Source organism: Fusibacillus kribbianus (genome assembly GCF_030053595.1).
Taxonomy (GTDB): Bacteria; Bacillota; Clostridia; order Lachnospirales; family Lachnospiraceae; genus Lientehia; species Lientehia kribbiana.
The window spans coordinates 1-26,320 of sequence record NZ_JASGBQ010000009.1; the positions used below are offsets into that span (position 1 = coordinate 1).

Consider the following 26,320-nt stretch of genomic DNA (forward strand, 5'->3'; position numbering starts at 1 on the left):
TGACGCATAGTATAATTAGTACTGGTATTGTTATTTAGTAGCATAATTAATTATACCAAAAAATCGCTCAGACCTCACGGTCTGGGCGATTTTTCTGTCAGGGGAGTTTTTTTACAGCCCCTTCTTTTCACCGTTTTCACGGTTTTCATACATCTATTATTTAATGATCGTAAGCTCCTTGGGAAGCTGGTGAAGCACTCTTGTCGTTCCATCCTCCTCAATCAGCACCTGATCCTCAATGCGGACACCGAACTCACCCGGCAGATAAATGCCAGGCTCACAGGAGAAGGCCATTCCTGGTCTGATCAGAGTTGTCTCGCCTGCTCCGGCCGAAGGACCCTCATGACAATCAATGCCGATGCCGTGTCCGGTTCTGTGGATGAAATAATCACCGTAACCGGCCTTCTCGATCACTTTTCTTGCTGCAATGTCCACATCCTGAAGCTGATTGCCAACCTTAGCTGCCTCTTCACCGGCCAGATTTGCTTCAAGAACTACATGATACACTTCTTTGAACTTGTCACTGGGCTCGCCGAAATGATACGTTCTTGTCATATCCGTACAGTAATTTTTATAGGATCCGCCGAAATCAATGAGCAGACATTTTCCCATTTCAATGACAGTGTCACCGGTATTGTGATGGGGAACTGCTGCATTGGCTCCAACAGCCACGCAGGCACCAGGAGCAGTCAGCCCAAGGCAGGTCATCTCGTAAGCCAGCTCGGCAAGGAAATCCGACTCAGTCTTTCCTACCCAGTAGGTTCCCTTATCCATGCAGCGTTTCAGAGCAATGTCTGCTTTTGCGGTGGATTCGATCATACGATCCATTTCCTGACGGTCCTTATAAACACGCAGAGGCTGTACCAGGGGACTTCCGTTCACAAAACGGGCATCCGGGTAAAGCGCATTCAGCTGCAGAGTAAACAGAGCCGGCATTGCTGCATCCACCGCAATGGTTTTCGGCCGGATCCCGCGTTTTTCAAGCTCTGTTTTTAAAAGAGAAAAGGGATCCTCTCCGTCAAACCAGTAAGTAAATTCTGTCACCGGTGTCTCCGTCACCTGGAGCTCATACAGAATATTGGCGATGATAAAAGGCTCATGGTCCGGTGCCAGCACCAGGGCAAGAAACCGCTCATCTCCTTTGATGGAATACCCGCACAGATATTTCATATCAGAAGAAGGAGTCACAAGAAAGCAGTCGATCCCTTCCTGTTTCAGAATTTCATTGATCTTTCCCACACGGGAAGCAAATGCAGAATCCTTCATGACTTTTACCTCTTTTTCATTTTATTTTGCTGAACCGCATTCATGGCAAGGGCAACAAAGATGATACCGTATGCCAGGAATACACGGAAATACTCTCCGATCTGGCTGTCAGCAAACAGTGCTGTACCGACCTGAGGAGATACTGCAAAAATAGCATGGAACAAAATTACACCGATGATCGCGTTCTTGTTGCCAGCCTTCACAACAGAAGCACCGCCCACCAGAAGAGCTGCTACGGCCAGCAGAGCGATCTGCTCATGGGCTGAATAGGTATTCATGGTGCCGATATCCTGAAGGCGGATGATCTGTCCCCAGGCAGCAAATACAGTAGAGAAGATCAGTGCAATGATACGTGTCCGGTCCACATTGATACCGGCTACAGTTGCCACCTGCTGATTCATGCCGACAGCCCGGAAGTCGTGTCCCAGCTTTGTCTTAAAGATCCAGCCGTTGAACAGACACAAAAGCAGTACGCACACAAGGGCAGACACCGGGAAGGTAACAAACCGAAGTGTAAACTGTGCTTTTTCATTGAACAGAGAAAGACAGATGAGTATAACACAAAGCACTGTCAGAATTCCGCTTCCCAAAAGGAGGGATGGTTTGATCGGAGTTCCCTTCTGTTTCTTTCTTACAACAGCAAGCACAAGGCGGACAACGACCAGCAGAATCACCACAACACCTGCGATCAATATAAAATTGGCCAGATTGGTATTCCAGACATTGGTCAGGGAATATTTAAAATTATCCGCAAAGCCCAGGGAACTCTTGATGCCCACACCGTTGTCGTTCATCATCGCTGCATCGGGGAACGGAATCACCGTACCGATCAGATACAGGTAGACAAACTGGTAAACACCGTTTGCCAGATAACCGAGGATCATGGAGGTGATCATCTCGTTTCCTTTTGTCTTGTTGAGGACCTTACCCACAAGAAATCCAAAGAGCACAGCCAGAGGCGTACTTAAAAGAATGCTCACGAGGAAGGAAGGGAATCCAGTGATTCCCCAGGAAACCGTATGAATGATCGCCATCTGTCCGGCCATTGCTCCGATTACGATACTGAAGTTCAGACCAAGTCCTGCAATGACAGGGATGATCAGTGCCAGCACCAGGAATGCGTTCCGACAGAACCGGGAAGCGATCTCCTGAAGAAATACGGTAGGTGCCACACCGGATACAAAGTAAGCAGCCACCGCAAGAATGATAAAGAAAATCACCACGTTGTATTGTTTCAGTCCGACTCCCATTGTTTTCAAACGGGATTTCATTGTTTTGTGCATACTTACACCTCCCGCTTGATTTTTGTCAGTGCGTAAACGATAATTCCGTTGCTGACAATGATGCGGACGATCTCAGCCAGGTTGCTGTCCGGAGCCAGTGCATTGGCTACCGGAGTCGAGGTGGCGAGAATTCCGTTGAACAAAAGGCTGCCGAGAATAACGTTGCCAATGGATGCCCGCCTTGTGGTGGCTCCGCCGATCAGCACTGCTGCCACTGCAAGGAAGCTCATCTTAAGAGGCGCTGTATAAAGCTGTAAGAATCCGTAGCTTTGTGCATAAAACAGGATACCAATCGCACTCAGCACGGTGGAAAGTACCGTTCCGAGGATCCGGTACCGGTTGACGCTGATGTCAAGAGCCTGTGCGAATTTTGGATTCTCACCGGCCACCTGCATCATTTTTCCGGTACGGCTGTTGAGGAACAGCTTAAGAACAACGCAGAAGGCCGCACATACAAGCATAAAGCCAACCGGAATCGTGATTCCACCCACTGTCACGGTCAGGAAATCATTGAGGAGATGTCCGAAGGTAGCAGACAGCTCCACATTGAGACGAACACCGCCGCCCATAGCCAGTCGCAGCGTATCATTGGTGATCGGAAGGAAGATCCAGACGATACACATCAAAGAGACGAATGCAAATCCCACATAGGTGGCAATCATCATCTCAGATCCCTTAATATAGTTCAAAAGCTTTCCGTAAATCATGCCGATCACGAGAGCAAAAGCACAGCCTAAAATACATGCCATAATCAGGCTTATCACTCCGGTAAAGCCAAACTCGATGGACAATACGCCGCCCAAAAGTCCGCAGGAAATACCGAGTGTTGAAGCAAAGTTCAATCCACAGCCGGAAAGCACACTGGGCACCATGGCAAGTACCAGAACAAAATTCATGCACCAGCGGATCATTACGTCAGAAACTGTCGTCGTAAAAGACAGATCCAGCACGAAGGTGACCACGAGAAGTGCCACAAAAAACAGGGAAATGATCAGCCTTGCAGAGCCGAAGCGCTTCAGACTGCCAACGATTTTATCCTTCATGCTCTTCCACGCTCCTTCCCTTTTCTCTTGAATAATATCCCATCATTTGAAGACCGTATTCCTTGTCGGAAGCATCCGGTGCAAGGATTCCCTCCACTTTTCCATCAAAAATAATGGCAATTCTGTCGCAGACAGACCGAAGCTCCGCCAGCTCTGAGGAGGTAATGATGATCGTCATGCCCTTCTCCTGATTGAGCTTCACCAGATATTCCATCAGAAGCCGCTTTGCACCGATGTCAATGCCTCTGGTAGGCTCTGAAACCAGCAGAATATCCGGCTCCAGGCTGAGAGCCCTGGCAACGCACACCTTCTGTTGATTTCCTCCGGACAGACGTCTTGTGTACTGGGACGGCCCGGTACAGCGGATATCCAGCGTCTTGATCATCTCAAGGGCATGTTTTCTGATCCTGCCTTTATCGGCCTGCGTAAAGAGACCGAAATTCTTCAAATACTTTTTCTGGACCTTCATGGCTGCCACAGAAATATTCTCCTCAATGGAATTATCCAGGAGAAGGCCGGTCCCCTTTCTGTCCTCGGACACAAAGGCACAGCCCTTTTCCAGAATCTTCTGGGGTGTGATATGCTCAATCTGAGTACCATTTATATAAAGCTCACCTTCGGAAGGATAAATCCCCATGATTCCGTTGGCGATTGAGATCTTTCCCTGTCCTGCCAGACCTGCCAGACCAAAGATTTCCCCTTTTTTAACCTGGATGTTCACATTCTTCGTCCGTTCACCTGGCATATCCACACGGAAATTCCTAAGCTCCAGAGCAAAAGGAGCCTGATCGTCCCCTCCGGACTTTTCCTTTGCAAAAGGTTCGCCCATTTTGCGGCCGATCATCATTTCCGCGATCTGTTCCGTACTCGTCTCTCCGATGGGCATGCTTCCCACCAGTTCCCCGTCACGGAACACGGTAACCTGGTCCGCCACCTTCATCACCTCATCAAGACGGTGGGTAATAAAGATGATCGCGATTCCCGAAGCTGCCAGCTTCTTCATGATATCCAAAAGAACCTGTGCTTCGCTTTCTGTAAGAACTGCCGTCGGCTCATCGAATACCAGCAGCTTTACATTCTTTTTATCAATTTCTCTGGAAATCTCCACAAACTGCATATGTCCTACCGGGAGACTGTCCATCAGAGTGTTTTCATCCAAATCCATGCCGACCTGACCAAGGGCTTCTCTTGCGTCCCGTCCCATCTGGTCAAAATCAATAACCGATAAATATTTGCCTCCCAGCTTTCCGCTCAGAGACTTTTTCAAAGGCTCACGGTTCAATTTAATATTTTCCGCAATGGTAAATCCGGGAATCATCATAAATTCCTGGTGCACCATACCGATTCCTGCTTCCATGGCCTTCATGGGAGTGTCCAGCTGAACCGGCTTTCCCTCCCAGAGAATCTCTCCCTCAAAACCGCCGCTGTCGTAGATCACCGGCATACCGAACAAAATGTTCATAAGCGTCGATTTTCCTGCTCCGTTCTCTCCCAACAGAGCATGAATTTCATGGGGCTTTACATGAAGCTCCATGTCCTTGAGAACCGTATTCTCACCATATTTTTTCGTGATGTGCTTCATTTCAAGCAAATAGGTGTCCATGCGTCTCTCCTCCCCTTTTTCCATAAAAGTCATGCAACACAATCTGCCCGCAGATTGTGCTGCATGACTGCTCAGGGCCGGCTTTTAATTCCGGCTCTCTCTATTCAGAGATCTGTAATTACAGCATTGCCCACGGCCCAAGTACCAGTGCGAAATTGTCGTACTTCACGCCATTGACATCGTAAATATTGAAGCTGATACCCTCTTCCGTTCCGGAAGCCTTGATGAGTGCAGCCTTGAATGCATCCATATCAACCTTGCCGTTGGTCTCGCCGTTCATATATGCCAGAGCATATTCTACAGCAGTGTTCATTTCCATAACAACAGTAGGAATCATACGGGTGGAGAAACGTCCATTGTCGTTGGTCTCCTTAAGCTTTGCCTGGATGGCTTCGATCATCCACATGTAATCATTTGTCTTGTCCTCCGGTACGGAAAGACCGAGAGCCTCTGCATAACCGCAGAAAGGAGAAGACTGGCTGGGATTCATGTAGATACCGGCGCCGGCATCGTATAATGCCTTGATCACTGCGGGAGTGGACATGGTATTGGTATCAAAGAAAGCGGTTTTCTCACCGTACTTTTCAATTTCCTTGGGCACATCCTCGATTACGAACTGCTGAGTTCCGGCAGTACCTGCGTCAGACTGAGGATCAGGCATGGTCACACGTACAAACTCGATTCCCAGCTCCTTGCAGCGTGCTTCACACTGATTGCCGCAGTATGCAACCTTCTCATAGCCCTGATGACGGGGGAAGGAATAGTAGATCAGAGTCTCTGCTCCCATTTCCTTTGCTCTGTCTGCCATCTGTGCGCCTGCGGAATAGTTGTCGTAGTCGATGCAGAGATCTGCAGCGGTACAAGCTACGTCAGGATCCTCATTGGGGCCGCCGTTGATGTAAAGAATGTCAGGACGAACTTCCTTTGCCTTTGCAATTGCTGCAGATGCTCCGGGAACACCCTGTACAAAGATAACGACCTTGATATCCGGATCGGAAACCAGATTCAGCATATTGGAGATCGTGGTCTCCTCCTCACTCATGAAGTTGTCAGGATAAGTCTGGATCACAACCTTATCCTCACCAAGCTTATTTTTCCAAGCTTCTGCACTTCTGTACTCTTCCTCGCTGATAGCAACTGTACCGACCATCAAGCCGATCTTGCCTTCGATCTTTTCACCGGAGGCTGCCTGGGTCTCACCACCCTCAGCCTTCTTGGTCTCAGTGGCTTCAGCCTTCTTGGTCTCGCCGGAATCTTCCTTCTTGCTGCCGCAGCCAGCCAGAGAAAGAACCATCACAAGCACCAGGACCAGGGAAAGTAACTGTCTCATTTTTTTCATACTATACACCTTCCTTTTTTTATTTGGTGTTTAAAACACCAGAAGCCGTTTAAACGGCGTTCTTTCCACACTTTTTATATCCATGTATATACTAACATAAATCATCCAATTGCACAAGCTGTGAATTCAATCATCACGGTACTATTTGACATACATACCTGTCTTTTGTCTGTCTTTTGTCTGACTCTTTTCTTCCATTTCCGGATGAGTTAGAGATCATTCTTGTCCTTTTCCGTAATTTCGGCTGGGTAAAAGTAATTAAGTGAATATGTGTCTTCAGCATTGTGCATTTTTTATATATAACTACTTGTTTTTGGCCTAAATTCAGTATATCATACAATTATTCATAACAAAAATGAATATTTATCATAGCATCAATCACAATTACGAATGGATGAACAATTATGGATATGAATTTACAAAAATACCTGTCTTTTGTAAAGACCGTGGAATGCGGAAGCTTTACAAAGGCAGCGGAAATGATCAATTATACCCAGTCAGGAATCAGCCGTATGATCGCTGACCTGAAGGGTCTGCAGTCCGGCCTGATCCGGATCGGTACGATTTCCAGTGTTGCTACCCATTGGCTTCCCAACATCATCAAAGAATTTCAAAAGGATTATCCGAATATTGACTACGAACTTTTGCTTGGAGATTATACGGAAATTGAAGACTGGATCCAGACAGGAAAGGTCGACTGCGGCTTTTTGATCCTTCCCACACGCCCGGAATTTGAAACGATTTTTTTGATGAAAGATCGATTGATGGCTGTTATTCCGGAACTGATCTTAAAACGGATTCCATATCGGATCAGGGCAAAAGAGCTTGACATTCCCGCTTATCGAAACATTGCCTTTGCTCTTAAAAATTACAAAACCGCTTCCCTCGCCGTCAAACAGTTCATGAAATACCTGCACTACCGCCAGTCCAACACTAAGTCAGACAGTCAAATTCAATAATCTCATTTTCAGTGATATAATTGAGCAGGGCAGTTCGCTCCGATATTCGGAATGACTGCCCTGTCTCTTCTATCAATTCACTTTTTCTCTTTCAGATTCTCAAGCTCATTCAATAGAAATAAGCCCATTACTGCAATCGCAAAAATCGCACCTGCGCACGGCCAGTTAAGCAGACTGCCCACCACAGCATCAGCCAGATATCCGACCAGGACCGTGACAAAAAGTGCTAAAACATATTTTCCCATATGACTCCTATTTCACAGTTCTCATGGCAGCTTCTACCACATGGCCAACGAGAACAGATGTGGTAACAGCGCCTACGCCGCCAGGAACGGGAGTGATTGCCTCAACAATAGGCTCAACCTCGCTGTAAACAGCATCACCGGCGATGGCACCCTTGCCGCCCTTGCTGTTGGGCTTCTCTGCATCCCAGTTGATGGATACGTCGATTACCACCTGTCCGGGTCTAACATAATCCTTGGTCAGGCTGTTGAGCACACCGGCTGCAGATACAAGAATGTCTGCATTTTTTGCGATCTCTGCCGTATTAACAGTCTTCGTGTGGCAGATGGTAACGGTAGCATTCTTTGCCATCAGCATCATGGCTGCAGGCTTTCCGACTACCAGGCTTCTGCCGATGACAACTGCATTTTTGCCCTTGCAGTCAATTCCGTAATAATCCAGGATCTCCATGCAAGCCTGAGGTGTACAGGGAGGGAATCCAAGAGGTTTTCCGGTGAAAACACCAGACATGGAACCGTCTGTCATGCAGTCCACATCCTTTGCAGGATCCAGTGCGTTTTCAATTTCGCTCTGGTCAGCCTTCAGGTGCTTCGGAAGAGGTCTGAACAGCAGAACGCCATGGATGGAGGTATCCTTATTCACCTTATCAATCACTGCAAGAAGCTCTTCTTTGGTAACTTCCTCAGGGAGCAGGATCTTCTCCACTGCAACACCAAGGGTCTCACATCTCTTTGTTGCACCCTTCTCATAGGAAATATCGCTGGAGTTTTCACCAACTCTGATGATACAGAGCTTCGGCTCAATTCCCTTTTCTTTCAGTTCTGCTACCTGCCCCATGATCTTTTCATTTAAAGCGGCGGTAACTTCTTTTCCAAGCAGCTGCTTTGCCATTGATTCATCCTCCTGTTATTTCAGTCTTCCAAGTACGCTCTCAAATACTTCGTCAGCGATCTTTGTGTATTTTTCAAGCATTGCATCAGCCTTCTGATTCAGCTCTTCTGCATACTCCCGGTTTTTCATGGACTTGGTGTTAATGTATACATTCAGGCTGGCACCCTGAAGAGCTGCTTTGCAGAATACAGCGCCTACACCGGCATCGCTGATGGCCAGAGCAGAACCCTTTGCCGCAAATTCCACGATCAGATCCAGTGCTTCACAGCATTTCTCCATGATCTCCATGGGAACAGAGCAAGCTTCTTTCAGCACGATCTCCATAACGCGTGCCTTCTCCGCCTTTTCCTCCTCTGTTTCTCTGGGCATACCATATGCCCTGGAAAGGGGCTCAAACACTTCCGCATCTCTCTCGATCAGAGTCAGAAGCTCTTTCTGGAGCACATCTGCCTTTCCTTTCAATTCCCACATTTCCGCCTCAACATCGGCATATTTCTTCTTGCCGACGGTCAGAGAGCCTACCATATTTCCAAGAGCGGTTCCCACTGCGCCTACCAGAGCACTGGCGCCGCCGCCGCCCGGTACAGGAGCCTTAGAAGCAAGCACTTCTACAAATTCATTGCACGGTACAGTTGAAAAGCCCATTGTTTCATACCTCCGATGTCTTATTAAATGGGGGACAGCCCGGACGACTGTCCCCGTATGAATCTCATTTGAAATTTAGAACAGACCTGTGATTCTGCCGTTTTCGTCTACGTCGATCTTTTCAGCAGCCGGTACCTTGGGAAGGCCGGGCATGGTCATGATTTCACCGGTCAGCGCTACGATGAAGCCTGCGCCTGCAGAGATCTTCAGGTTCCTTACGGTTACCTCGAAGTCAGTAGGAGCACCAAGCTTGGTCTGATCGTCGGTCAGGCTGTACTGGGTCTTTGCCACGCAGATCGGGCAGTTTCCATAACCCATTGCCTCCAGCTGTTTTGCCTGCTTCTGAGCGTTTGCAGTCAGGACAGCTCTCTTGCCGCCATATATCTTCTGTACGATCTGGTTTAACTTATCCTCAATGCTGGTTCCTTCCAGTTCATAGGAGAAGGTGAAGTCATTGGGCTGCTCGCAGAGTCTTACGACCTCTTCTGCCAGAGCCTTGCCGCCCTCGCCGCCCTTTGCCCATACCTGGGAAAGAACTACGTTTACGCCCAGCTCCTTGCACTTTGCCTCTACCAGAGCAAGCTCTGCCTCGGTATCGGTGGGGAACTCATTGATGGCAACTACGCAGGGCAGCTTGTATACGTTGGTGATGTTGCTTACATGCTTCAGCAGGTTGGGAAGGCCCTTCTCCAGAGCTTCCAGGTTCTCATTGTTCAGGTCCGCCTTTGCTACGCCGCCGTTGTACTTGAGAGCTCTTACCGTTGCTACGATCACAACTGCGTTGGGCTTAAGGCCTGCCATACGGCACTTGATATCCAGGAACTTCTCTGCACCAAGGTCAGCACCGAAGCCTGCCTCGGTTACGGTGTAGTCTGCCAGCTTCAGAGCCATCTTCGTTGCAGTTACAGAGTTGCAGCCGTGAGCGATGTTTGCGAAGGGGCCGCCGTGTACGATGGCAGGAGTTCCTTCAAGAGTCTGAACCAGGTTGGGCTTCAGAGCATCCTTGAGGAGTGCCGTCATTGCACCTTCTGCGTGCAGGTCATGCGCGGTAACGGGCTTCTGCTCTGCTACCTTTCCGTAGGTATAACCGATGATGATGCGGCCGAGTCTTGCCTTCAGGTCGTTGATGTCGCTTGCCAGACACAGAACTGCCATGATCTCGGAAGCCACGGTGATGTCATAGCCGTCCTCACGGGGCATACCGTTGGTCTTTCCGCCAAGGCCGTCCACCACGTTACGCAGCTGTCTGTCGTTCATATCCACGCAGCGTCTCCAGGTGATCTTTCTGGGGTCGATGTTCAGCTCATTGCCCTGGAAGATATGGTTGTCGATCATGGCTGCCAGCAGGTTGTTTGCTGCACCGATGGCATGGAAATCGCCGGTGAAGTGAAGGTTGATGTCCTCCATGGGAACAACCTGTGCATAGCCGCCGCCTGCTGCGCCGCCCTTTACACCGAATACCGGTCCGAGGGAGGGCTCACGGAGAGCTACCATTACGTTTTTGCCGATCTTGGAAAGTCCGTCTGCCAGACCTACGCTGGTGGTCGTCTTGCCCTCACCTGCAGGGGTGGGGTTGATAGCTGTCACCAGGATCAGCTTGCCGTTCTCTTTATCTGTTTCCTTTAATAAGTTGTAGTCAATCTTTGCTTTGTACTTTCCGTACTGCTCCAGGTATTTGTCATCGATACCTGCCTTTTCAGCGATCTCAGTGATCGGAGCCATTGTGCATTCCTGAGCAATTTCAATGTCGCTTTTGAATCCCATTTTTTTACCCTCCTGTTAGAAAATAATAGTTTTCCTGCCCTTTTTTGCCGCCTTATCCGGAACCTTCCCAAGACTCGCCGGTCTTATCCGGATGGTAACAAAAAAGGGCAACATTCAGTAACTAAATGTTGCCCAGACGGTCGGCTTTTTATATGGTTCTGATTCCACTGTGGTACTCCACATTTATCCGTCAGTAATCAGAACTTTTCTTTGATGGCTTAATCATAACTCGTTGTTAAGGATTTGTCAAGCCTGTTTTTGCAAAACTTTTTTAATATGCCTTGCCCCAGTAAACAAGCTTCTTGGCCGGTCTTCCGCAGACAGGACATACATCCCCGAGCTGCTCCTGCTCAAAGGGCATGCAGCGGGAGGTTGCCGTCGTATCCTCTTTGATCTTCATTTCGCAGGCCTCATCCCCGCACCACATCATTTTTACAAAGCCCGGCTTATTTGCCACGATATCCTTAAACTCCTCATACGTATGTGCCTCGTAGGTATGGCTTTCCAGATGTGCTTTGGCTCTGGCCAGCATATCCTGCTGAATGCTCTCGAGGATCTCATTCGCCTTCTCACCAAGCTCATCCAGAGACACCACGATTTTTTCCCGATTGTCACGGCGCACGATCACAGCCTGATTCTGCTCCATATCCTTGGGGCCGATTTCCACACGGATCGGAATACCACGCATTTCCTGCTCGCTGAATTTCCAGCCCGGGCTCTTGTCGGAGCCGTCCAGCTTCGCCCGAATTCCTGCTGCGCCCAGTACGTCACGAAGCTCAGCTGCTTTTTCCATGACGCCTTCCTTCCTCTGGGAGATCGGGATCACCATGGCCTGAACAGGCGCGATCCTCGGCGGCAGCTTCAGCCCGCTGTCGTCGCCGTGTACCATGATCAGAGCGCCGATGATGCGGGTGGACATGCCCCAGGAGGTCTGGTGAACATACTGCAGCTGATTCTGATTGTCGGAATACTGAATACCAAAAGCCTTTGCAAAACCGTCGCCGAAGTTATGGCTGGTTCCCGACTGGAGCGCCTTGCCGTCATGCATCAGTGCCTCAATGGTATAGGTGGACTGAGCGCCCGCAAATTTCTCCTTGTCGGTCTTCTTTCCTTTTACCACAGGAATAGCCAGAACCTCCTCGCAGAAATCTGCATAGATATTCAGCATCTGAATAGTTCTTGCCTCAGCCTCCTCCTCAGTGGCATGGGCAGTATGACCCTCCTGCCACAAAAATTCTGCGGAACGGAGGAAGGGACGGGTCGTTTTCTCCCAGCGGACAACGGAGCACCACTGATTGTAGAGCTTCGGCAGATCCCGGTGGGACTGGATGATCCTGGAATAAAAATCGCAGAACAGGGTCTCAGAGGTGGGCCGCACACACAGACGCTCCTGCAGGGTCTCCAGACCGCCCTGGGTCACCCATGCCACCTCAGGGGCAAAGCCCTCCACATGATCTTTTTCCTTCTGGAGCAGGCTTTCCGGAATAAACATGGGCATATATACATTCTCCACGCCTGTTTCCTTAAACCGTCTGTCCAGCTCCTTCTGGATATTCTCCCAGATCGCATAACCATTGGGACGGATGATCATACATCCTTTTACATTGGAATATTCCACCAGCTCTGCTTTTTTCACCACATCTGTGTACCACTGGGCAAAATCTTCGCTCATGGAGGTGATGGACTCTACCAGTTTCTTTTCCTTTGCCATTTCTTTTCTCCTTTTTTATTTCCTGTGAATTTCCTTTTCGTTGTACCTTTGGCCTGTCGGTCGCGGGCTGGCGCGTTTCGCCTTCTACAAGCCGTGCGTACCTCCAGGCTTTCAGCCTGTCGGTCGCGGGCTGGCGCGTTTCGCCTTCTACAAGCCGTGCGTACCTCCAGGCTTTCAGCCTGTCGGTCGCGGGCTGGCGCCCTATACCTGCTCGCATCCGATAGCAGCTGCGTGTAAACACGCGCTGCTATCGGTTGTGAGCAGGTGCACGGCTTGTAGCTTTCGCGAAAGAAAATCCCTTGTTCCGCATGGAACAAGGGACCGAAGTTTCGGCGGTACCACCCTTATTAACCGGATGATCCGGTTCTCTCTTTTCCCCGATATCGCCGGGGCTGCGCCATATTTTCATATGGGGCTCCAAGGCAGGTTCAGCAGGCTGTATCAGAAGGGCTTTCCAGCTTCCGCCCTCTCTCTGGACTGACCGTGACCGCTTACTAATCCTCTTCATCGCCACGTTTTGGCGTATCAAAACGCCTGAACAGATATGGTTATTCTAGGACACTTGCAGAATTTTGTCAAGCAGCTCTTTCCTTCTCGAAAATCAATACAACTCCGTCCAGATCCATTTGCAGCTTTCCTGAGGTATTGATCGTAACCGGCTGAGGATCACCGTCCACGATCAGGTTATATTGGGACCCGTCCTGTCCGATCTTCTCCCAGGTTCCGTCTCCAATTTCTCCCAAAAGTTCCACATGGAGAGCCCCAGACGCCTGACAATTAAGAATCATCGACATTCCGCTCATTCCCGCATACTCCAGGAATTCATCGATTCCCATCTCATAGCCGTCAACGGAAACAAGTGTTGCATGCCATACGCCCACAATTGCTGCCTGGGCATTCTCCCGCTCGCTCTTTTCCAGCTGTGCCTGCACATATTCCTCCCGTTTCTCACGGAACACCTGCTCCACATCCGCATATTCTCCATTGAGCGTGCGGATGGCACTGTCCAGCACCAGGATCGCAGCCTCATAATTCTCATCCGTTCCCAGCGCCGTCTGAGCCTTCTCCAGAACATCCGCCTTGTATTTCTCACTGTAATCCTTGAGGGCTGCTGTCAGCTTCTCATCATCCGGATTCTCATAGAGCCCTTCCTGGATCGCAGCCATGGCCTCAAAATAACTCTTCTGTGACGCATATCTCTGTGCCTCATCCAGGGTCTCCTGGACCGCATAAGAAACCTTTGCCGCCTCAAGAGCCTCCAGACGGCTGGTGAGTTCTCCGTCTCCCGGAAGAAGCTTCAGTGCCTCCTCCACCGTTTTGATCGCCGAATCATAATCCTTGATCTCTTCATATGCCGCCGCATCGCTCAAGGATTTTTCTCTGTATTTTGCCTTTGCCGTCTCCAGATTCTCCTGAGCTTTCTCATAATTGGAATCTGATTTTACAACCTCGCCGTACAGGCGGATCGCTGCGTCATATTCTTCCCGCTGCATGCACTGCTCTGCACTCTCAAAGGCATCCCTGGAATCCTTCAGTTCCCGGATGTCCTCCAGCGCCTTATCAACGCATTCGTCATCCCAGAACTCATCGATGGCTTTTAAATGCCTCTTTACCGTGGAATAATCCATGGCCCCGGAGGTAAACTCCGACTTGAGGGATTCCACCTCCTTTTGCAGGATCTCATCAGCCTTTGCTTCCTTCTTTTCATCCCCAAGAAAGCTTTTCTCATACAATGCCTCAACCGTCGTCCAATCCCGGTCTCCGATAGCCTTTTTCAGTTTATTCACCGGGCTGGAAATCACAAAGGCAAATACTGCAAGTGCAATGATAAGGGCCGCCGCTGCGCAGGACAGCGTAATAATCAGCACCTTTTTCTTCTTGTTTTTTGCCGGATTTTTGCCTTCCTTCGGATCCTGTTCCCCGCCTCCATAAGGCGGATGTGCCTGGCCATAAGGATGAGGAGCCTGGCCGCTCTGCCCATAAGGCGGCGGTGTCTGGCTGCCCTGACCGTAAGGCGCCTGCTCTCCGTGGCCGGAGGCCGCTCTCTGCCCTGCTCCGTATGTACCGGCATAAAACTGCCCTGTTCCGGCCGCTTCCGGCATTTCCAGGATCAGCTCATCCTCCATATTTTTCATGATTTTCTTTTCCAGATTGGGGATCGTATCTCCGGTAACGCTGTCTGTCCCTTCCGGCACGGTACCTGCCGGCTCAGAAGTATCACCGGCTGACGCTGCAGGTGCAGAAACCGGAACCGCACCGCTCTCAGAAAAATCGGAAGCTTCCGAGGCAGAAACATGTTCCCCGTCACCGGGAATTACCGCTGCCGGTTCATCCCAACACACCGGACTCCCGCAGTACTCACAAAATTTATCATTGTCATCAATTTTCTTTCCGCAGTTACAGCAATACATATGGGGCTCCTTTCCGCCAAACGCTGCGATTCATTTATTACTCTCAGTATACCTTAGATTCTTTCCTGCTGTCAAACAGATTACACGCCGTTTCCGGCATCCGTGTACAGATCCACAAGCTCCCGGATCACCAGAAAACCGAAGGGGCCGAGAATAAAACCCGCCACGCCGAAAAGAGTCAGGCCGAGATACATGCTGATCAGCATTTCCAGCGGACCGATTCCCATATGACCTCCCATCATGCGGGCCTCCAGGATTTCCCGGAGAAAATAGCACAGGACGTAAATCACCAAAAGCTCCGTTGCATAAAAAAGCCTTCCCGTAAGTACGGAAATGATTACCCAGGGGACAAAAACAGTTCCGGTTCCGAAGACCGGCAGCATATCAAGAAGTCCGATGAGGACTCCCAAGAGGACGGCATACGGGTTTCCCATCAGGGAAAGCCCCAGGCTGCAGATCAGGCAGGTGAGCGTCATGATCAAAAGCTGGGTCCGGAAAAAAGCCCTGCCGATCCTGCTTAAGCAGCCGGCGACAGCCGCGATCTCCTGCCGGAACACGGAAGTATTTCTGTACCGCCGGATCCGGTCCATGGATGTCACCATCAGTACACTTCCGATGGACACTATGGCAAAAACGGCGCCGCCCCTGACCAGAATCTTTAAAAGTCCCATGGAATGATCCATGACAAAGGCTCCCGTCTGGTTTCCCGCACTGTCCATCACTTTTTGGGACTGGGTATAAAGGAACTCCATGGACGTGCCTCTGGAAAGGCCAAAGGAATCGTCGCATCTGCAGCACATGTCGTCCAGCCACCTGCAGAAGTAACGGATGTAGACAGGAAAGCGTTTCACCGCAAGAGCGAGCTGTTCCAAAAACAACTTTCCCAGGTAATAGACGCTTAACAACAGCACCGCAGACAGCAGCGTCACCAGAAGAGACGCCCAGATCCCCTCCCTCAGTCTCAGTCTTTTGTGAAGCCATTTTGAGGCCGGATGAACCAGAAGAGCCACCCAGTAAGCCAGCAAAAAAGGAATCAAAAGCGGCAGTATATATTTCAATGAAACATAAACCGCCGCCGTGATTCCTGCGATCAACAGAGCACTTTTCTGTTTTTCCGTAAGTTTTGCTTTCATATGACCCCTGCTTTCCTGCCGTACAGGAAAAGTATGCGCAGGGTCCGGGAATCTATACCGGTGATTCCTGTTTTATGGTGATTCTTCATTTTATCAATCTGAACAGCCGGCCAGAAACACCCTCCCCGCCAAAAACAGCTCGTTTCCACAATTACACGGCAGCCAGTACATTCAATCAGTACTGCCTCTCACCCCTCTATATAAGCAAATATTGAATGATACACTGCTCCAGCAGCTTTGTATTCAGCGGTCTTGTCTTCGTCTCATAAGTCAGAATCAGCTTGTCCCCCGGAAATATACCATTTTTCTGATATTGTTCCAGCTTCTGCACTGCAGCCGCCGCATAATCAGGCTGTTCCATCATGCCCAGATGCTCCCAGTAATACACTTTTCTCTGTTTGGCATTCAGCACAACAAAATCCGGATAAACAATCCCAAAGCCTTTGAGCGGCAGCGGCACCTCATACTTGTATGGAATTTTCATCGCATACAGCTTATCCGCAATAATTTTTTCTGATTTTGACCGAACACGTTCTCCGCGTTCCGTATAGATCTCAATGTCCGCAGCAGAAAACCCCTTTCCTGTGTAGGACTCAGCCTCCCAATGTTTTACAAACAGCTCATCCGGCTCAACAAAAGGCTGAATCAATGCTTTCCTTCCGGGATGAAGCGACTCATAAAGATTTTTCAGCTCATCCGGATCATAATTCTCCGCCACTTTACAAATCATTCGGTACTGCCGTTCTGTTTCTTCTCTCAATTTCCGCTCGTATTCATACTGCGCCAGCTGGACCGCAAGATGGCGGTCCTCTTTTTTTATATATTTCCCAAGATACCCCGGTTCTCCTGGTCTTTCTGCTGTTCTGTGATAATATATGTCTTTTCCCCTCCTGCGGGAAACACGTAATTTACCAACCGGCTGCGGACAATCGCTGTTATTCAATATTGTAATTAATTCTTCCAGTTCCTTCTGTTTTCTGTAAAGAGCAGCTTTTAAATAACTCATGTTCTTCCTCCCATATCAATACATATCATGATTATGCGATTTCTTAATCTTCTTCTGACAGATCAGATACCCGGGTTCGTTATCTTGTATAACGTCGTACTCTGTTCGTGGCAGACCAAATCGCTTTGCGTGCTTGTCTGTATAATTCTACGCGGTTTTACGGCAGACTAGATTGACTAGAAAAGCTTGCCTGTGCAACTTCCCACGGAATTTTGGCAGACATGGGAAACTATCGGACTTTTTTGTGTAACTAACTCTTTTATTAAATGGGGAATCGGACCGAAAAACAGCCATAGATCAGCTTGGTCCACTGGATTTATTAAAATAGATGAAAACAGATCAAATAATTCTAGAGCCGGCTGCCGCATAGCGCCGGCTGCGCTGCCTCTGCCGCATGGTTATCCTGTCGCCGCACAATACGACGGCTGGCAGCAGCATGCGGCAGCGTGCCGCCCTCTTTTTCCCATTCCTACATCTTAAACCGGTATCCGACGCCCCAGATCGTCTCGATATACTGGGGTTTTGCCGTATTATACTCGATTTTCTCACGGATCTTCTTGATATGGACCGTGACGGTGGCGATATCTCCCACCGATTCCATATCCCAGATCTCCCGGAACAGCTCGTCCTTGGTGAATACATGGTTGGGATTCTGCGCAAGGAAGGTCAGAAGATCAAATTCCTTGGTGGTAAAATTCTTCTCCTCCCCATTGATATAGACCCGTCTTGCCGTCTTGTCGATCTTCAGGCCCCGGATCTCGATGATCTCATTTTCCGGCATACCGCTTCCGATGAGACGCTCATATCTGGCCAGGTGAGCCTTGACCCTGGCGACCAGCTCGCTGGGGCTGAAGGGCTTCGTAATGTAATCGTCCGCGCCCAGGCCAAGCCCCCGGATCTTGTCAATGTCGTCCTTCTTGGCCGAAACCATCAGGATCGGTGTGTTCCGGACGGCACGGACCTGACGGCAAATCTCAAAGCCATCAGTGCCGGGAAGCATCAGATCAAGAATGAACAGATCAAATTCATCCTTGAGTGCCCGCTCAAGCCCCTTTGTCCCGTCGGTCTCTATCTCCACCTCAAAACCGGAAAGCTCCAGATAATCCTTTTCCAGCTCCGCAATACTTTCTTCGTCCTCAACAATCAAAATTCTACTCATGAACTACCTCCTGGTACTTTCTAAGAACAATGTGCATAACCGTTCCGATGGATTCCTTGCTGGTTGCCCAGATTCTTCCGCCGTGATCCTCCACGATCTTTCTGACAATGGACAGGCCGATACCGCTGCCGCCCTTGGAGGAATTTCTGGAGGAATCCGTCCGGTAAAACCGGTCGAAAATATTGGGCAGGTCCCTGGCTGCGATCCCCTTTCCGTTATCCTCGATCTCGATCTGCACAAAATCTCCTTCATCCTTTAAACGGATGTTGATGATGCCCCGCTTTTTATCCAGATATTTCACCGAATTGCTGATAATATTATTGATGACCCGCTTAAGCTGCTCCACATCAGCAATGACAGTTACCGGCTCCTCCGTATAATCAAAGAATCCCAGATCGATATTTCTCGATTCCAGCTCCAGGGAAAGCTCCTCCACACAGTCCTCAAAATAGGAATTGATATTGATCTTTGCAAAGGTATATGGAATCTTGTTGGTGTCGATCTTGGAGTAAAAGGTCAGCTCATCAATGAGCTTGTCCATATCGTTTGCCTTGTTGTAAATGGTCCGGATATATTTGTCCAGCTTTTCCGGCGAAGATGCCACACCGTCCATGATTCCCTCCACATAGCCCTTGATGGCCGTGATGGGCGTTTTCAGATCATGGGAAATATTCCGGATCAGCTCCTTATTCTCCTGTTCATACTGAAGCTTCTCCTCCGCATTGTCCTTGAGCCGCTGACGCATTTCCTCAAAATCCATGCAGAGCTGGCCGATCTCGTCCTTCTCCCGGATCTTTAACTCATAATCCAGATTCCCCTCTTTGATCTCGTTGGTCGCCTTTTTTAACTCACCGATGGGCCTGAGAATCGTTCGGTATATCCAGAGAGCCAGCATCATGGCAATGAGAATCAAAAGCACCAGCATGGCCGTGGTCACGCCCTGGAACATCTGCTTCACCTGAGGGATCAGCCCGCCTATGGAGGTCACAATAAAAATACTGCCCGGCTCCCCGTCAGAAAAAATCAGATCCTGCTGCTTGATCAGCCGGCTGCTGTCACTCATGAACACGCCCCCGGCTCCTTCACTGCCGCCCACAAAATCCGGAAGCTCTTTTATGACCTCTTCGGAATTTCCATCGTCAGAGCCGTCAAAAATGATCTCCGTTCCCTTTCGGATCAGCAGAAACGAGGATTTTCCGCTGAGCTTCCGGTTCAGAGACTCCTGATAAGACGCATCCTGGAACCGGTCCGGATCCTCAGCTGCCATCTGAGAAATATCCTGCTGAACGACCATGGTCATGGAATTAAACGCCTTAACCGCCACGCCGGAATACATATCGCCAACACCACGGATATCATAGTCGGACTTGAGCGTCCGGACCTGAAAATTCCCCAGCACGGTCAGGCAAAGATACAGCATTGCCATAGGGACGAGAATAACCGTAAAGAAGGTAATCAAAATTTTTGTTTTTAACTTCACGTACCTTCATCTCCCTTTTGTCGTAAGGCGGCTGCAGACATTTCACGCCTTCAGCCGCCCTCGTATCTCATCATAGCATATTCTCAGCCGAAACCGCTAATAAACTACTATAAAAAATCTAAACTTTTCATAAAGCGCCCTATTCCCAGAGCTTTTCCGGGTAAAGTCCCGCTGCCTTCCGCTCCTTTATCGCCGCCATGACAAAAGGCTTATCCTCCTTGTAGGTCACGCCGAACCACCGGTCGTGGGAATGAAGCACCTGCACAGTCGCTCTTCCCTCCTCAATGAGATCGCTGACCACCGTGGGAATAAAAAATTCCCCCTTCATGGGATTTTCCCGGAGTGCCTTGTTTAAAAAGGCCGGGAACCGTTCCGAAAGCTCGGTGAGAATTCCGCGACTGAAGCCCCAGAAATTCATGGACACAAGGGTCCCCTCCGGAATCTCCACCGGCGAAGCGCCCTCCTCCTCATATACGATCCGGTCATCGCGCCGCTCGATACTGGTCCGCTCAATGATAGACGCAAGCTGCCCCTGATCATCGATGCCGCAGACGCCCCTGGCCACGGAGCCGTTCTCTGTCAGGGTATTTTCCACCTGATAGCCCACCATGGCAAAGCGGTATTTCTCATCATCCTCATTGCTCACCAGGTAATCGTACATGACCCGGAAGGCCTCTCTTCCGTAATAATCGTCGGCATTGATGACGACAAAGGGTCCATCGATCTCGTCGATGCAGCTCAGGATGGCATGGCCGGTTCCCCAGGGCTTCACCCGGCCCGCCGGGACCTCAAAACCGGCCGGAATATTGTGAATATCCTGAAACACATAGGCCGTTTCCATCTGACCGGCGATCCTGTCCCCGATGGCCGCCTTAAAATCCCCTTCGTTCTCCTTCTTGATGATAAAAACCACCTTCTCAAAGCCCGCCTGCTTTGCGTCATATATGGAAAAATCCATGATAATATTTCCATATTTATCCACCGGATCGATCTGCTTGAGTCCCCCGTAACGGCTTCCCATCCCCGCTGCCATAATTACAAGTACTGGTTTCTTCATCGCTTTTGTTCTCCCTTTTCTTTATTATTTAAGTTCAATTCCCCGCATTGCCTGTGGACCGATCTGAATATACCTGCTGTCGGACAGGCAGATCAGCTTGTCGATGGTGCCCTCAAGGCTTCCCTGATATTTCAGGTTTCCCGCCGCGCTGTAGATCCTGCATTCCGTTTCCCGGTAAAGAAGCACATGGGAGCCGGACAGCTCCACATGGTCGTATTCTGTATCAAGCTCCTGGCTGAAGGATTCGCTTCCGTTCTTCCCGTAAAGAGTCATGGTGCGGCTGCCGCTCTCGTCCCTGACAACAGCACCGGCATAGCTGCTGGAATAAAAAATACTGGAAATCTCTCCGCTTATGTCGATCTGCTTCACAAGCTCGGGCTTCACCGTATTTTCCAGGGAATAGAAGCAGATCCTGTCCTCGGCAAAGGCGCAGGCATACGTGTCATCCAGGAAGCGTACCCTTGCGACCATCGAGCTTCCGTATTCCTTGAAGCCGCCCACAAGACGATCCTTTATATTCTGCCCTTCCTCATCGAAATTGTAAAAGACCACCTGGTTCTGCATCAGTCCCTCATCCAGATAAACGTAGGAGACCATCAGCATCATACCGTCCGGTGAAATGCTCAGATCAATAGGATAACCGTTTCCGGCCAGGGTCGTCTGCACTTCGATCTGCAGCTTCTTGCCCGCCTTGTCATAAAAGGCGATGATGTTGCTCTTCGTATCCTCCAGAATCGCCACTGTGATTCCGGTAGACGAAATCGCCACCCGGGAAATGGGCAGTGTCGTCGTCACCACGCCCTGACAGCCGTTCTTATCACATATATAAATAGAATAACCGTTTCTGTCGGCAATAGCCGCAAAATCTCCACTCACCTCGGCAAAGGGGGATTTCATCTCAAAGGCCTGGCTCCACACTGCTTCCCCTTTTTTATTGATGTAGGAAGCACCGTCCCTCGTATATTTGATCACATTATCCCCATAGGCTTCATATCCGGAAAAGCTGCCCCCGGAGATCTCCTTCTCCCAGGTGACCGTCACCTCCGAATATTTGTGGTGGGCACGGTAATAACGATAGCCCAGGACACCCGCTGCCGCAAAGGCAATAACCAGCACAATGACGATAGCCCTGGCCTGTCTGTGCTTTCTTCTGTTTTCACGGTAACGGGCAAGCTCTTCTTCATCCGGTACAAAGGTCTCGCTGTCGATCATCCGCTCCCTGAGCCTCTGCTTTTTATGTTCTCTGTCTCTTCTGTTTTCCATGCTGTATTTCCTTATTTCCATAATTCGCCGTTCCAGTGGCGCTTACAAACAGTATACACCAACTCACTCAAATTGGCACTACTTATTCTTATGTTTCGCAGAGATTCCCTTATTCTGTTTCCGGCAGCTTTAATACCTGGCCCACATAAATAAAATCTGCATTGTCCATCCCGTTGATACTGCAGATCTCAGAAAGGAGCTCTTTGCTTCCGCTCCCGTAAAAGGCCTTGCAGATGGTGTACAGCGTGTCCCCCTTTCTGACGGTGTATTCTTTATAGGAAATGGAAGCTGCCGCCCCTTCGCTTTCCGAAGGCGCTTCCGTTTCCGGGGCCGACTCCCTTTCTTCTCCGGCGGAGGATACCGTCTCCTCCCGGGATGAAGCCTGGGAAGCTGTTTCCTTCTGCCTCGCGGTCGTAGGATATACATCACCCGCAACCTCCTGAATAACAGCCTGTCCCGTTTCACCGAAAGCTCCGCTTCCTCCCGTTCCGTTTCCTGCGCTGTCTTGTTCCACGACTGCCGCTGTCCCGTCCTCTCCGGACAGAACGGAGACCACCTCTTTCACTCCTCTCATCCCGTCATGTCTGTACCATGCGGCCATCCCAAATCCTGCACCGCATAAAAGGGCCGCCACACTGACCGTCCTTAACATTTTCGATATGGTGTTTTTCCCCGAAGACCGTTTCCCCTTTTCCTGCTTTTCCTCCATCACAGACCGGAACTGCCTCATCGCCTGATCGGAAATTCCCCGCATGGCCGGAGCGATTGCAAACTCCACTGTTCTTTCCGGTTCCCGGGAAATCATATATTCCTGCATCTGTTCATTACGCTCGTAATATATGTAATAGCCCTTAAGCCGGTGCGCTCCCTGAGCATCAAACCGATAGACCATTTCTTCGTCCCGGTTTCCGTCATACAGAAACAGCACCTGATTCTGGCTGCGGAAATTTTCGCTATGGGTCTTCTGCAGATTATAAAGATCCACCATATTGCTGTCTCCGCTGCACAGAAACCACCCGCAGATCTCCACATCCTTAAAACATTTCTCCGCCCGCTCGTAAACCTCATTCCAGGCTGAGGCCGTCATAAAAATCCGGCCGTCCTCCACCTCATAATTCTCGGCCAGAACGGCCCCTCGGACAAACAGACAGGGGCTGTCCTGCTCCTTTGTCTGTCTGCCCAGCAGGATTCCGACGCATTCCCGGTTTTTCCTCCTCATCTTTTCGATGAAGGTCACCACATAATCCTCCAAATACAGGCTCAAGTCCCTGTCAATATCCCCAATCTGCCTGATATTTCTGGGTATTTCCATAGTCCACATCCCTTTCTGCGTCTGAAGCACAGCCAATTCCCGCACAAATACAGTCTGCCAGCTCCATAACCACAGAAAGACGGGTGTTCTGCAGCATCGGCTCGAAATTCCCGCCATACCCCACGATTCCCGTAATAAAGATGTCGCCCACGGACATCAGGTTCTTGCTGACTCCCAGCCCCGGCCGAATGGCTCCGCGCCCCAGTGTAATATATCCCACATGCTCATATCTGCCCACCGAAGCATCTACGGCCACAATGATGTAATCCCGATAATACTGTTTGATGATTTCCATGGTTTCCCTGAGATTCACTGCGTGGATCGGCTGCATCAATGTCCCGAATACCCGGTATTCTTCCCCTTTTGTTTTTTGCAGCTTATACCCTACCAGAGGGCCAAGGCTATCCCCGGTAGAGCGGTCGCTCCCTATGCAAAGAAATAAAATTCTTTCTTTTTTCGTGTTTTTCTTTACTTCAGCAACTAATTTGTTTAACTGGCCTCCGAATAAATCCGGTGAAAACCATTTCCCGGCTTTATGGTAATAAATCTGTCTGTTCATATGCTCACCATACTGCCCCCCGGAGGGCAGTTCCTTTTATCCGGAGTATTTCCCACTTTTTTCATTTTTAACCATGAAATCACACCGGGCCGCAATTACATCTGCAGGCTGCCGCACCAGAAACCGAAGCCCTCCTCCCGGCTTCCTGCCGCCCGCTTAAATTCAGGGAAGCCAAACATGGATGCCATAAACTTCTCCTGCGCCTTAAAAATTCCCGGCACGCCCAGTATATACTGAAACTCCGACCGGAACCGTTCCGAATTTTCCCTCCGTCTTCTGGCCAGGATCAGATAACGATACTGATAATATCCGTGAAGCACAAAACTGTTATTTCCATAAGACCAGTTCTCTCTGGGCAGCCTTCCGATATCCTGGATGTGGATCTGCAGGACCTCCCAGCCCGCTTCCGTCAAAACCAGTTTTCTGGGGAAGATCTTCCTCAGACAATCCCACAGCGGAAGCTCCGTGAAGCCCTCCCGGTAATAGAATTCATCCGGCATCCTGCCCCTGACCGCCCCTTCGTCCACGGGCTCTCTCTGCTCCAAAGCTTCCTGATGCTCCAAAGGCGCTTCGTGATCGGAGGGCGCTTCGTGATCGGAGGGTTCTTCGTGATCGGAAGGCTCTTCGTGATCGGAAGGCTCTTCATAATTTAAAGGCGCTGTTTGATCTGCAGTGATTCTCTGTATTGTTTCCATCTCCTGAACCATCGCAGCCTCCTGGACAGCAATGCTTTCCGGCTCAGCCTCCGCCGCCTGTAAAACCCTTCCCTCGCTTCCGGATACACGTTCCGGCCGCTGCTCTTCACCGGCCACTCTGGCCCTGCGCAGTGCTGTGATATGTATAATAGTATCATCCCAGGTAGTCAGATACGCCTTTCGCGCAGATGCACGGCTCTGCAGATATAAGCCCTTCACAAAGTTCAGGCCATAGCCGCTGCCCCCCAGATTGTCCTCCTGTTTTCCAAAAATTGCTTCTCCCACTCCGTTTTTCACAGGAATCTTCCCCAACGGTATCAACAGATACTCTCCGTTCTGATATCCGTAACTGTACAGGGAAAGTTCCTGTCCGCTGCATTCATAGGCTCCTTTGATACAGATGCTGATCCGGCACTGGCCGTTTCGTGCTTCGACCTTGGCAAAGCCCACATTTTTTGTCCTCATATCGCCTTCATAGGCATATATATATGAGATAAAACGTCTGTATTCTGCCAACATTCACCACTCCTTCCTCTCTATTGTATGCGGGAGAAAAAGAGATTAGAACAAATTGGGAAAAATAGTTTAAAAAAATGCTCCCTTCCGGGAGCACTGCTGTCCTTCTTTTTATTTATTTTTTTCCGCCAAGCCGGTTGGAAAGCTCGGCATACTGTGAAAGAGTCAGAGTCTCGCCGCGGACTGTCGGTGACAGGCCCATGGCGGCGATCGCTCCGGCGATCTCCTCCTTTGTAAAGGAAAGCTCCGGTGCGTTTCCGAGACCGTTTACAAGAGTCTTTCTCCTCTGGTTAAAGGACGCCCGGATCAGCCGGAACATGAGGGCTTCATCGTCCACCTGAACCGGCGGCTCGCTGTGTCGGGTCAGACGGATCACCGCTGAACCGACCTTGGGCCGGGGCATAAAACAGTTGGGCGGCACATTGGCGACAATATAGGGGTCCGCGTAATACTGGACTGCCAGCGACAGCGCCCCGTAATCCTTGCTGCCCGGACCGGTCTGCATCCGGTCGGCCACTTCCTTCTGCACCATGATCGTGATATTATCGATGGGCACATGGCTCTCGAAAAGTCCCATGATGATGGGTGTGGTGATATAGTAGGGCAGATTGGCCACCACTTTAATGGGCCGTCCGCCATTTTCCTCCCGGGCAAGTCGCTCCACATCCACCTTCAGAATATCCTCATTGATGACTGTTACATTATCATAACCGGCCAGAGTTTCCGCCAAAATCGGGATCAGATTCCGGTCAATCTCCACGGCACACACCTTCCCCGCGGCCTCAGCCAGATACTGAGTCATGGTGCCGATGCCAGGGCCGATCTCCAGAACAAAATCCTCCTTCGTTACGCCCGCCGCCCGGATGATCTTATCCAGCACATGGGTGTCAATAAGAAAATTCTGTCCGAATTTTTTCTGGAAATTGAACTCGTACTTCTGAATGATCTCGATGGTATTCTTGGGATTCCCCAGATTTGCCAT

At 49.9% G+C, this 26,320-nt stretch carries 22 protein-coding genes, 1 riboswitch and 1 other annotated feature; of the genes, 1 reads left to right on the forward strand and 21 read right to left on the reverse strand.

What is annotated here, in order from left to right:
• Positions 1-156: 156 nt before the first annotated feature.
• The 5 genes from QJ036_RS06760 to QJ036_RS06780 all read right to left on the reverse strand — a co-directional run bounded on the left by QJ036_RS06760 (position 157) and on the right by QJ036_RS06780 (position 6,534).
• Entirely contained in the window at positions 157-1,266 is a 1,110-nt protein-coding gene (locus tag QJ036_RS06760) for a M24 family metallopeptidase (protein WP_283230633.1), read from the reverse strand.
• Positions 1,267-1,271: 5 nt separating this feature from the next.
• Entirely contained in the window at positions 1,272-2,549 is a 1,278-nt protein-coding gene (locus tag QJ036_RS06765) for an ABC transporter permease subunit (protein WP_283230634.1), read from the reverse strand.
• 2 nt (positions 2,550-2,551) lie between these two features.
• A complete protein-coding gene (locus QJ036_RS06770; RefSeq protein WP_283230635.1) occupies positions 2,552-3,592 on the reverse strand; it encodes an ABC transporter permease subunit in 1,041 nt (346 codons plus the stop codon).
• On the reverse strand, positions 3,582-5,195 hold the full coding sequence (locus QJ036_RS06775) for a sugar ABC transporter ATP-binding protein (protein WP_283230636.1): 1,614 nt from the start codon (positions 5,193-5,195) through the stop codon (positions 3,582-3,584). Before QJ036_RS06775 ends, QJ036_RS06770 begins: the two co-directional genes overlap by 11 nt.
• A gap of 118 nt (positions 5,196-5,313) precedes the next feature.
• Positions 5,314-6,534, reverse strand: coding sequence for a DUF3798 domain-containing protein (locus tag QJ036_RS06780; RefSeq protein ID WP_283230637.1), 1,221 nt, complete (start codon positions 6,532-6,534; stop codon positions 5,314-5,316).
• A 404-nt stretch (positions 6,535-6,938) separates the two neighbouring features.
• Here QJ036_RS06780 and QJ036_RS06785 point away from each other — a divergent pair, with 404 nt between their 5' ends.
• Positions 6,939-7,493, forward strand: a complete 555-nt coding sequence (locus QJ036_RS06785; RefSeq protein ID WP_283230638.1) for a LysR family transcriptional regulator — start codon at positions 6,939-6,941, stop codon at positions 7,491-7,493.
• 77 nt (positions 7,494-7,570) lie between these two features.
• On the opposite strand, the gene QJ036_RS06790 is transcribed toward QJ036_RS06785, so the two are convergent.
• From QJ036_RS06790 to rsmA, 16 genes are all read right to left on the reverse strand, one after another.
• Complete coding sequence (locus QJ036_RS06790; protein ID WP_283230639.1) at positions 7,571-7,738, reverse strand: binding-protein-dependent transport permease; 168 nt, start codon at positions 7,736-7,738, stop codon at positions 7,571-7,573.
• A gap of 7 nt (positions 7,739-7,745) precedes the next feature.
• Complete coding sequence (locus tag QJ036_RS06795; protein WP_283230640.1) at positions 7,746-8,627, reverse strand: bifunctional 5,10-methylenetetrahydrofolate dehydrogenase/5,10-methenyltetrahydrofolate cyclohydrolase; 882 nt, start codon at positions 8,625-8,627, stop codon at positions 7,746-7,748.
• A 15-nt stretch (positions 8,628-8,642) separates the two neighbouring features.
• Entirely contained in the window at positions 8,643-9,272 is a 630-nt protein-coding gene (locus tag QJ036_RS06800) for a cyclodeaminase/cyclohydrolase family protein (RefSeq protein WP_283230641.1), read from the reverse strand.
• A gap of 75 nt (positions 9,273-9,347) precedes the next feature.
• The gene (locus QJ036_RS06805) at positions 9,348-11,036 is read right to left on the reverse strand and encodes a formate--tetrahydrofolate ligase (protein WP_283230642.1); all 1,689 of its coding nucleotides are present in this window, start codon (positions 11,034-11,036) and stop codon (positions 9,348-9,350) included.
• A gap of 123 nt (positions 11,037-11,159) precedes the next feature.
• Positions 11,160-11,244, reverse strand: a riboswitch (ZMP/ZTP riboswitch).
• Between the two features lie 63 nt (positions 11,245-11,307).
• Positions 11,308-12,747: a proline--tRNA ligase gene (proS, locus tag QJ036_RS06810; protein ID WP_283230643.1), complete on the reverse strand. Its 1,440-nt coding sequence runs from the start codon at positions 12,745-12,747 to the stop codon at positions 11,308-11,310.
• Positions 12,748-13,060: 313 nt separating this feature from the next.
• Positions 13,061-13,264 (reverse strand) — a binding site (T-box leader).
• A 58-nt stretch (positions 13,265-13,322) separates the two neighbouring features.
• Complete coding sequence (locus tag QJ036_RS06815) at positions 13,323-15,158, reverse strand: zinc-ribbon domain-containing protein (protein WP_283230644.1); 1,836 nt, start codon at positions 15,156-15,158, stop codon at positions 13,323-13,325.
• A gap of 80 nt (positions 15,159-15,238) precedes the next feature.
• Positions 15,239-16,291: an AI-2E family transporter gene (locus QJ036_RS06820; RefSeq protein ID WP_283230645.1), complete on the reverse strand. Its 1,053-nt coding sequence runs from the start codon at positions 16,289-16,291 to the stop codon at positions 15,239-15,241.
• A gap of 196 nt (positions 16,292-16,487) precedes the next feature.
• Positions 16,488-17,297: a hypothetical protein gene (locus QJ036_RS06825; protein WP_283230646.1), complete on the reverse strand. Its 810-nt coding sequence runs from the start codon at positions 17,295-17,297 to the stop codon at positions 16,488-16,490.
• A 469-nt stretch (positions 17,298-17,766) separates the two neighbouring features.
• Positions 17,767-18,456, reverse strand: coding sequence for a response regulator transcription factor (locus QJ036_RS06830; RefSeq protein WP_283230647.1), 690 nt, complete (start codon positions 18,454-18,456; stop codon positions 17,767-17,769).
• A complete protein-coding gene (locus QJ036_RS06835; RefSeq protein ID WP_283230648.1) occupies positions 18,449-19,936 on the reverse strand; it encodes a sensor histidine kinase in 1,488 nt (495 codons plus the stop codon). The genes QJ036_RS06830 and QJ036_RS06835 overlap by 8 nt, the downstream gene beginning before the upstream one ends.
• Positions 19,937-20,075: 139 nt before the next feature.
• Positions 20,076-20,993, reverse strand: a complete 918-nt coding sequence (locus QJ036_RS06840) for a nucleotidyltransferase family protein (protein ID WP_283230649.1) — start codon at positions 20,991-20,993, stop codon at positions 20,076-20,078.
• 24 nt (positions 20,994-21,017) lie between these two features.
• Complete coding sequence (locus QJ036_RS06845) at positions 21,018-22,256, reverse strand: DUF5711 family protein (RefSeq protein ID WP_283230650.1); 1,239 nt, start codon at positions 22,254-22,256, stop codon at positions 21,018-21,020.
• Between the two features lie 109 nt (positions 22,257-22,365).
• Complete coding sequence (locus tag QJ036_RS06850; protein ID WP_283230651.1) at positions 22,366-23,568, reverse strand: LysM peptidoglycan-binding domain-containing protein; 1,203 nt, start codon at positions 23,566-23,568, stop codon at positions 22,366-22,368.
• Entirely contained in the window at positions 23,528-24,127 is a 600-nt protein-coding gene (gene yyaC / locus QJ036_RS06855) for a spore protease YyaC (RefSeq protein WP_283230652.1), read from the reverse strand. The genes QJ036_RS06850 and yyaC overlap by 41 nt, the downstream gene beginning before the upstream one ends.
• Positions 24,128-24,222: 95 nt before the next feature.
• Positions 24,223-25,341: a hypothetical protein gene (locus QJ036_RS06860; RefSeq protein ID WP_283230653.1), complete on the reverse strand. Its 1,119-nt coding sequence runs from the start codon at positions 25,339-25,341 to the stop codon at positions 24,223-24,225.
• Between the two features lie 112 nt (positions 25,342-25,453).
• Positions 25,454-26,320 (reverse strand): 16S rRNA (adenine(1518)-N(6)/adenine(1519)-N(6))-dimethyltransferase RsmA, encoded by an 867-nt coding sequence (gene rsmA / locus QJ036_RS06865; protein WP_283230654.1) that lies wholly within the window; start codon positions 26,318-26,320, stop codon positions 25,454-25,456.

Bases quoted from the DNA above. Each gene is read 5' to 3' on its own strand.
- QJ036_RS06845 (WP_283230650.1), bottom strand. From the start codon at position 22,256: ATGGAAAACAGAAGAGACAGAGAACATAAAAAGCAGAGGCTCAGGGAG.
- QJ036_RS06785 (WP_283230638.1), top strand. From the start codon at position 6,939: ATGGATATGAATTTACAAAAATACCTGTCTTTTGTAAAGACCGTGGAA.
- QJ036_RS06775 (WP_283230636.1), bottom strand. From the start codon at position 5,195: ATGGACACCTATTTGCTTGAAATGAAGCACATCACGAAAAAATATGGT.
- yyaC (WP_283230652.1), bottom strand. From the start codon at position 24,127: ATGAACAGACAGATTTATTACCATAAAGCCGGGAAATGGTTTTCACCG.
- QJ036_RS06850 (WP_283230651.1), bottom strand. From the start codon at position 23,568: ATGGAAATACCCAGAAATATCAGGCAGATTGGGGATATTGACAGGGAC.
- QJ036_RS06830 (WP_283230647.1), bottom strand. From the start codon at position 18,456: ATGAGTAGAATTTTGATTGTTGAGGACGAAGAAAGTATTGCGGAGCTG.
- QJ036_RS06825 (WP_283230646.1), bottom strand. From the start codon at position 17,297: ATGAGTTATTTAAAAGCTGCTCTTTACAGAAAACAGAAGGAACTGGAA.
- QJ036_RS06840 (WP_283230649.1), bottom strand. From the start codon at position 20,993: ATGAAGAAACCAGTACTTGTAATTATGGCAGCGGGGATGGGAAGCCGT.
- QJ036_RS06800 (WP_283230641.1), bottom strand. From the start codon at position 9,272: ATGGGCTTTTCAACTGTACCGTGCAATGAATTTGTAGAAGTGCTTGCT.
- QJ036_RS06795 (WP_283230640.1), bottom strand. From the start codon at position 8,627: ATGGCAAAGCAGCTGCTTGGAAAAGAAGTTACCGCCGCTTTAAATGAA.
- QJ036_RS06760 (WP_283230633.1), bottom strand. From the start codon at position 1,266: ATGAAGGATTCTGCATTTGCTTCCCGTGTGGGAAAGATCAATGAAATT.
- QJ036_RS06770 (WP_283230635.1), bottom strand. From the start codon at position 3,592: ATGAAGGATAAAATCGTTGGCAGTCTGAAGCGCTTCGGCTCTGCAAGG.
- QJ036_RS06805 (WP_283230642.1), bottom strand. From the start codon at position 11,036: ATGGGATTCAAAAGCGACATTGAAATTGCTCAGGAATGCACAATGGCT.
- QJ036_RS06815 (WP_283230644.1), bottom strand. From the start codon at position 15,158: ATGTATTGCTGTAACTGCGGAAAGAAAATTGATGACAATGATAAATTT.
- QJ036_RS06765 (WP_283230634.1), bottom strand. From the start codon at position 2,549: ATGCACAAAACAATGAAATCCCGTTTGAAAACAATGGGAGTCGGACTG.
- QJ036_RS06860 (WP_283230653.1), bottom strand. From the start codon at position 25,341: ATGTTGGCAGAATACAGACGTTTTATCTCATATATATATGCCTATGAA.
- QJ036_RS06780 (WP_283230637.1), bottom strand. From the start codon at position 6,534: ATGAAAAAAATGAGACAGTTACTTTCCCTGGTCCTGGTGCTTGTGATG.
- rsmA (WP_283230654.1), bottom strand. From the start codon at position 26,320: ATGGCAAATCTGGGGAATCCCAAGAATACCATCGAGATCATTCAGAAG.
- QJ036_RS06820 (WP_283230645.1), bottom strand. From the start codon at position 16,291: ATGAAAGCAAAACTTACGGAAAAACAGAAAAGTGCTCTGTTGATCGCA.
- proS (WP_283230643.1), bottom strand. From the start codon at position 12,747: ATGGCAAAGGAAAAGAAACTGGTAGAGTCCATCACCTCCATGAGCGAA.
- QJ036_RS06790 (WP_283230639.1), bottom strand. From the start codon at position 7,738: ATGGGAAAATATGTTTTAGCACTTTTTGTCACGGTCCTGGTCGGATAT.